Origin of the sequence: Mesorhizobium sp. M7A.F.Ca.CA.001.10.2.1 (assembly GCF_003998575.1) — a bacterium.
Lineage (GTDB): Bacteria > Pseudomonadota > Alphaproteobacteria > Rhizobiales > Rhizobiaceae > Mesorhizobium.
This window is the reverse complement of record NZ_RZQY01000337.1, coordinates 1-6415: the sequence shown is the minus strand read 5'-3', so window position 1 is coordinate 6415 and position 6415 is coordinate 1. Positions and strand designations below refer to the sequence as shown.

At 63.1% G+C, this 6415-nt stretch carries 6 protein-coding genes and 1 pseudogene; 5 read left to right on the top strand and 2 right to left on the bottom strand.

All coding sequences use genetic code 11. The features are described 5' to 3' along the window. From EN964_RS20800 to EN964_RS20780, 5 genes are all read left to right on the top strand, one after another. A partial coding sequence (locus EN964_RS20800; protein WP_164775908.1) for an ABC transporter substrate-binding protein occupies positions 1 to 1147 on the top strand: 1147 nt, incomplete at its 5' end. A gap of 50 nt (positions 1148 to 1197) precedes the next feature. After that, on the top strand, positions 1198 to 2205 hold the full coding sequence (locus tag EN964_RS20795; RefSeq protein WP_127267321.1) for an ABC transporter permease subunit: 1008 nt from the start codon (positions 1198 to 1200) through the stop codon (positions 2203 to 2205). Between the two features lie 70 nt (positions 2206 to 2275). After that, a complete protein-coding gene (locus tag EN964_RS20790) occupies positions 2276 to 3130 on the top strand; it encodes an ABC transporter permease subunit (protein WP_224618710.1) in 855 nt (284 codons plus the stop codon). A 2-nt stretch (positions 3131 to 3132) separates the two neighbouring features. Further along, the gene (locus EN964_RS20785) at positions 3133 to 3990 is read left to right on the top strand and encodes an ABC transporter ATP-binding protein (protein ID WP_127267322.1); all 858 of its coding nucleotides are present in this window, start codon (positions 3133 to 3135) and stop codon (positions 3988 to 3990) included. Further along, complete coding sequence (locus EN964_RS20780) at positions 3987 to 4817, top strand: dipeptide ABC transporter ATP-binding protein (RefSeq protein ID WP_023811483.1); 831 nt, start codon at positions 3987 to 3989, stop codon at positions 4815 to 4817. Before EN964_RS20785 ends, EN964_RS20780 begins: the two co-directional genes overlap by 4 nt. A 181-nt stretch (positions 4818 to 4998) precedes the next feature. On the opposite strand, the gene EN964_RS20775 is transcribed toward EN964_RS20780, so the two are convergent. Both EN964_RS20775 and EN964_RS39260 read right to left on the bottom strand, forming a co-directional pair. Further along, positions 4999 to 6273, bottom strand: a complete 1275-nt coding sequence (locus EN964_RS20775) for a cysteine desulfurase-like protein (RefSeq protein ID WP_127268314.1) — start codon at positions 6271 to 6273, stop codon at positions 4999 to 5001. 50 nt (positions 6274 to 6323) lie between these two features. Further along, positions 6324 to 6415 (bottom strand): annotated as a pseudogene (locus EN964_RS39260) (amino acid ABC transporter permease); the annotation flags it as partial.

Below are 6415 nucleotides of genomic sequence, written 5' to 3'. Positions count from 1 at the left end.
GGTCGAGAAGGTCGACGACCTGACGGTGAAGTTCATCCTCAAGGAGCCGGCGATCACTTTCATTCCAACGCTGGGCATGGATTTCGCTTCGGTCGTCTCCAAGGAATATGCCGACAAGCTGCAGGCCGACAAGACGCCTGAGCTGTTCAACCAGAAGCCGATCGGCACCGGTCCGTTCATCTTCGTTGACTACCAGACCGACGCCGCCATCCGTTACAAGGCCAACCCGGACTATTGGGGCGGCAAGCAGAAGATCGACGATCTGGTCTTCGCCATCACCACCGATCCGGCGGTGCGCGCGCAGAAGCTCAAGGCCGGCGAATGCAACATCATGTCGTACCCGGCACCGGCCGACATCGCCGGCCTGCAGGCCGATCCGAACCTGAAGGTCGAGGAGCAGGAAGGCCTCAATGTCGGCGCGCTGATGTACAACACCCAGCAGAAGCCGTTCGACGACGTGCGCGTCCGCAAGGCGCTCAACATGGCCATCAACAAGAAGGCCATCATCGACGCCGTCTTCCAGGGCGCCGGCCAGGTGGCGATCAATCCGATCCCGCCGACCATGTGGTCCTACAACAAGGAAGTGAAGGACGATCCTTACGATCCGGATGCAGCCAAGAAGCTGCTTGAAGAGGCCGGCGTCAAGGACCTCAAGATGAACGTCTGGGCCATGCCGGTGTCGCGCCCGTATATGCCGAACGCGCGCCGTACCGCCGAACTGATCCAGGCGGACTTCGCCAAGGTCGGCGTCACCGTCGAGATCGTCAGCTACGATTGGGGTGAATACCTCAAGCGCGCTTCCGCGGTCGATCACGACGGCGCCGTCATCGTCGGCTGGACCGGCGACAATGGCGATCCGGACAACTTCCTCGGCGTGCTCCTGAGCTGCGCTTCCGTCGGTTCGAACAACCGCGCGGAATGGTGCAACAAGGACTTCGATGCGCTCATCAACAAGGCCAAGACCGTTTCGGACCAGGCCGAGCGCACCAAGCTCTATGAACAGGCACAGGTCATCTTCAAGGAACAGGCACCCTGGGCGACGCTCGCTCACTCCAAGGTGTTCATGCCGATGCAGAAGACCGTCACCGGCTTTGCGATGGATCCGCTCGGTATCCATCGCTTCGACGGCGTCGATATCGCCGAATAAGGTTGCGATACGGGGGCGCCGCCACTTGGTGGCGCCCCCACTCGCCCGCCATGCTGCGTTATATCCTCGGCAAGCTCGCCCTCATCATCCCGACCTTCATCGGGATAACCATCCTCGCCTTTGGCTTCGTGCGCATCCTGCCCGGTGATCCGGTGCTGGTGCTTGCGGGCGAACGCGGCCTGTCGCCCGAACGCCACACGGCGCTCATGCACCAGTTCGGTTTCGACCTGCCGATCTGGCAACAATATCTGACCTATCTGACCAACATCCTCGGCGGTGATTTCGGCACCTCGTTTTCCACCAAGACGCCGGTGCTGAAGGATTTCCTGGTGCGCTTCCCGGCAACGGTCGAACTCGCCATCTTCGCCATGATCTTTGCCGTCATCCTGGGTGTCGCCGCCGGCATCTTCGCCGCGATCCGTCGCGGCTCCTGGTTCGATCAGCTGACGATGGGCACGGCGCTGGCGGGCTATTCCATGCCGATCTTCTGGTGGGGCCTGCTGCTGATCATCGTCTTCTCCGGCACGCTGCACTGGACGCCGGTTTCCGGCCGCATCGACCTTCTCTATTTCTTCAAGCCGGTGACCGGTTTCATGACCATCGATTCCCTGATCTCGGGCCAGAAGGGCGCCTTCCGTTCGGCGCTGTCGCACCTGATCTTGCCGACCATCGTGCTCGGCACCATCCCGCTCGCAGTCATCGCCAGGCAGACGCGGTCGGCGATGCTCGAAGTGCTGGGTGAGGACTATGTCCGCACCGCGCGTGCCAAGGGCCTGGCGCCGCGCCGCGTCATCGGCCTGCATGCCTTCCGCAACGCGCTGATCCCGGTCGTCACCACCATCGGCCTGCAGGTCGGCACGCTTTTGACCGGCGCCATCCTGACCGAGAGCATCTTCTCCTGGCCCGGCATCGGCAAATGGATGATCGACGCCATTTCCAAGCGCGACTATTTCACCGTGCAGGGCGGGTTGCTTTTGATCGCGCTGATCGTCATGTCGGTGAACCTCATCGTCGACGTGCTCTACGCCGTCATCAACCCACGCATCCGGGCCAACTGACATGAGCAACGAAGGCCCAGCCACCATCGAAGCCGCGACCGTCGTCAAGCCGCAGGACGCCAGGCTGCAGATGTTCGGCGAGTTCTGGCATTACTTCTCCGTCAACAAGGGCGCGGTGATCGGGCTCTTCGTCTTTGCGCTGCTGATCCTGATCGCCATCTTCGCGCCGCTGCTGGCGCCCCATTCGCCGGACGATCAGTTCCGCGACTTCTTCCTGACGCCGCCGGCCTGGCAGGAAGGCGGCAACGCGCAGTTCCTGCTCGGCACCGACGCTGTCGGCCGCGATATGCTGTCGCGGCTGATCTACGGCTCGCGGTTCTCGCTCGCCATCGGCTTCGTCGTCGTCACGTCAGCGCTGATCTCAGGCGTCATTCTCGGCCTGCTCGCCGGCTACTGCCGCGGCTGGGTCGACACGCTGATCATGCGCATCATGGACATCATCCTGGCCTTCCCGTCGCTGCTGCTGGCCCTGGTGCTTGTCGCGGTTCTCGGCCCTGGCCTCGTCAACGCCATGATCGCCATCGCCTTTGTGCTGCAGCCGCATTTCGCCCGGCTCACCCGCGCCGCCGTGATGGCCGAGAAGACCCGCGAATATGTCGTCTCGGCCAAGGTCGCCGGGGCCAGCCATCTCAGGCTGATGCTGGTCACCATCCTGCCCAACTGCATCGCGCCGCTGATCGTGCAGGCGACGCTGTCCTTCTCCAACGCCATCCTCGAGGCGGCGGCCCTTGGCTTCCTCGGCATGGGCGCGCAGCCGCCGACGCCGGAATGGGGAACCATGCTGGCCGAAGCGCGCGAGTTCATCCTGCGCGCCTGGTGGGTGGTGACCTTCCCGGGCCTCGCCATCCTGATCACCGTCTTCGCCATCAACCTGATCGGCGACGGCCTGCGCGACGCGCTCGACCCCAAGCTGAAGAGGTCGTGAGCATGCCTCTGCTCGAGATCAAGAACCTCACCGTTTCCTTCGACACCGCGGCCGGACCGTTCATGGCCGTGCAAGGCATCGACCTCTCGATCGAGCCGCGCGAAGTGCTGGCGATTGTAGGCGAGTCCGGTTCCGGCAAGTCCGTGGCGATGCTCGCGGTGATGGGCCTGTTGCCCAACACGGCAACCGTCAAGGCAGACCGCATGGCCTTCGACGGCGTCGATCTCCTGAAGCTCAGCCCGTCCGAACGCCGCAAGATCGTCGGCAAGGACATCTCGATGATCTTCCAGGAGCCGATCGCCAGCCTCAATCCGTGCTTCACCGTCGGCTTCCAGATCGAGGAGGTGCTGCGCTTCCATATGGGTATGGATCGCGCTCAGCGGCGGGCCCGCGCCATCGAATTGATGAAGCTGGTCGGCATCGCCGATCCGGAAGAACGGCTGAGCTCGTTTCCGCACCAGATGTCGGGCGGCCAATGCCAGCGCGTCATGATCGCCATCGCTATCGCCTGCAATCCGAAACTGCTGATCGCCGACGAGCCGACGACGGCGCTCGACGTCACCATCCAGAAGCAGATCCTCGATCTGCTGGTTTCGCTGCAGGCCAAATACGGCATGGGCCTGATCATGATCACCCACAATATGGGCGTGGTGGCCGAGACCGCCGATCGCGTCATCGTCCAGTACAAGGGCCGCAAGATGGAAGAGGCCGACGTGCTGTCGTTGTTCGAATCGCCGAAAAGCAATTACACGCGGGCGCTGTTGTCGGCTTTGCCGGAGAACGCCGTCGGCGACCGGCTGCCGACCGTTTCCGACATGCTGTTCGAGCCGGCCCCCTCTGCCGCGGGAGCCGCCTCATGAGCACCACGGTCCTCGAAGGCAAGAACATCGTCCGCGACTACCATATCGGTGGTGGCCTGTTCACCGGGCCGCGCACCGTGCACGCGGTCAAGGGCGTGTCCTTCAAGGTAGACAAGGGCAAGACGCTGGCCATCGTCGGCGAAAGCGGCTGCGGCAAGTCGACGCTCGCCCGCATCATCACGCTGATCGATCCGGCGACGTCAGGCGACCTGTTCATCGACGGCAACAAGGTCGACATCGCCAAGGGCGGATTGACCAAAGAGATGCGCCGCAAGGTCCAGATCGTCTTCCAGAACCCCTATGGATCGCTCAATCCGCGCCAGAAGATCGGCGACGTGCTGGGCGAGCCTCTGCTGATCAACACCGACAAGCCGGCGGCCGAGCGGCGCGACCTTGCGATGAAGATGCTGAAGAAGGTCGGCCTCGGTCACGAGCACTACAACCGCTACCCGCACATGTTCTCGGGCGGCCAGCGCCAGCGCATTGCCATTGCCCGCGCGCTGATGCTCAACCCAAGCCTGCTGGTGCTGGACGAGCCGGTCTCGGCGCTCGATCTTTCCGTGCAGGCACAGGTGCTCAACCTGCTCGCCGACCTGCAGGACGAGTTCCAGCTGACCTATGTCTTCATCAGCCACGATCTGTCCGTGGTGCGCTACATCGCCGACGATGTGATGGTGATGTATTTCGGCGAGGCGGTCGAATACGGCTCGCGCGACGAGGTCTTCGCCGACCCCAAGCACAGCTACACCAGGACGCTGTTCGCCGCGACCCCGCGTGCCGACGTAGCCTCGATCAAGGCAAGACTGGCGAAGAAGAAGGCGGCTTAACGTCTCTTCGTCATCCTAGGGCGAAGCGTCGCGCAGACCCTAGGATCCATGCCGTTACCTCAGCCGAAGGGTGCAGCGGAGCAGAATTCTGCACCGTGGCACGGCATGGATCCTCGGGTCTGCACTGCGTCGCTACGCTCCTTGTTCCGCCCGTGGATGACGACGCTGGAGAGGCCGCCGCTCAGGACAATTTGGCGATGATGGCGCGCAGTGCCTCGCCGAAACGGTGAATCTCCTCGACCGTGTTGTAGTGGACAAGCGAGGCGCGGATTGCGCCGCTGTCCATTGAGAGGTTGAGACGCTTCATCAGTCGCGGCGCGTACATGTGGCCGTCGCGGATGCCGATCTGCATCTCGGCCATTTCCTCGACGACCCGCTGCGGCGACAGTGTGCCGATGTTGAAGCAGAAGGTCGGCACACGCTCATTGATGCGGGCCTCGTCGGCAACGCCGTAGATGGTCGCGCCGCAACCTTTCAGCACGGCCAGCATCTCACGCGCCAGCACCAGCTCATAGTCGCGGATGGCGCCCATGCCGGCGACGATGTTGTCGCGCCGCGAGCGGTTGTTGGACGGCGCCAGATTGCGGCCGATCAGTTCCAGATACTGCACGGCGGCATCCATCCCCGAGACGTTCTCGTAGATGAAGGTGCCGGCCTCGACCTTGTACGGCGGCTCGTTGGGGATGAAATCCTCGCGGAAGGTCGGCAGCCGCTTCAGCGTTTCGAAGCGGCCCCACAGGAAGCCCATATGCGGCGAGAAATTCTTGTAGCCGGAGCAGACGAGATAGTCGCAATCCCAGGCCTGCACGTCGATCAGCCCGTGCGGTCCGTAATGCACGCAGTCGAGGAACACTTCGGCGCCGGCCGCATGTGCGATCTCGGCCACCGCGGCGACATCGACGATCGAGCCGATCGAATGCGCGGTGACCGTGCAGGCGACGAGGCGGGTGCGGTCGGAAACCAGCGGGCGCAGATCGTCGACATGCAGATTGCCGTCCTCGCGTATGCGCCACCATTTGAACTTTGCACCGGCGGACTCCAGAGCCAGCCAGGTCGCGATGTTGGCATCATGGTCCATGTCGGTGATGACGATCTCGTCGCGCTCCTGCAGCATCTGGCCGATGCCGAGGCTGACCAGGCGGATGAACGAGGTGGCGTTCATGCCGAAGCAGATTTCCGCCGGGCTATAGGCGTTGATGAGCAGCGCGACGCTTGTCCGCGCATCGGCGACCGACTGGTCGACAGTGACGCTGCGGCCATAACGGCCGCCACGCTGCACATTGTGCGAAACCAGATGGTTGGTCACCGCGTCGAGCACGCTCTGCGGAATTTGCGCGCCGGCGGCATTGTCCAAAAAGATGAAGTCGCCGGCCCGTTGCAGGGCTGGAAACATGGCGCGGATGGCGTCGACGGGGAACGCGGTGGCATTCGCATTGTCGGTTTGATGCTTGTTCACGGGGTAGGCTCCTGCGGAGGACTTGGGCGGGGTGGGATCGGTTGACGAGGTCAGCGCTTCTTTTCGGTCTTGAAGCGCTCTTCAAGCAGGCTGACGAGGCGGACCATCGGCCAGAGAAAGATGAGATAGACAAGGGCTGCGC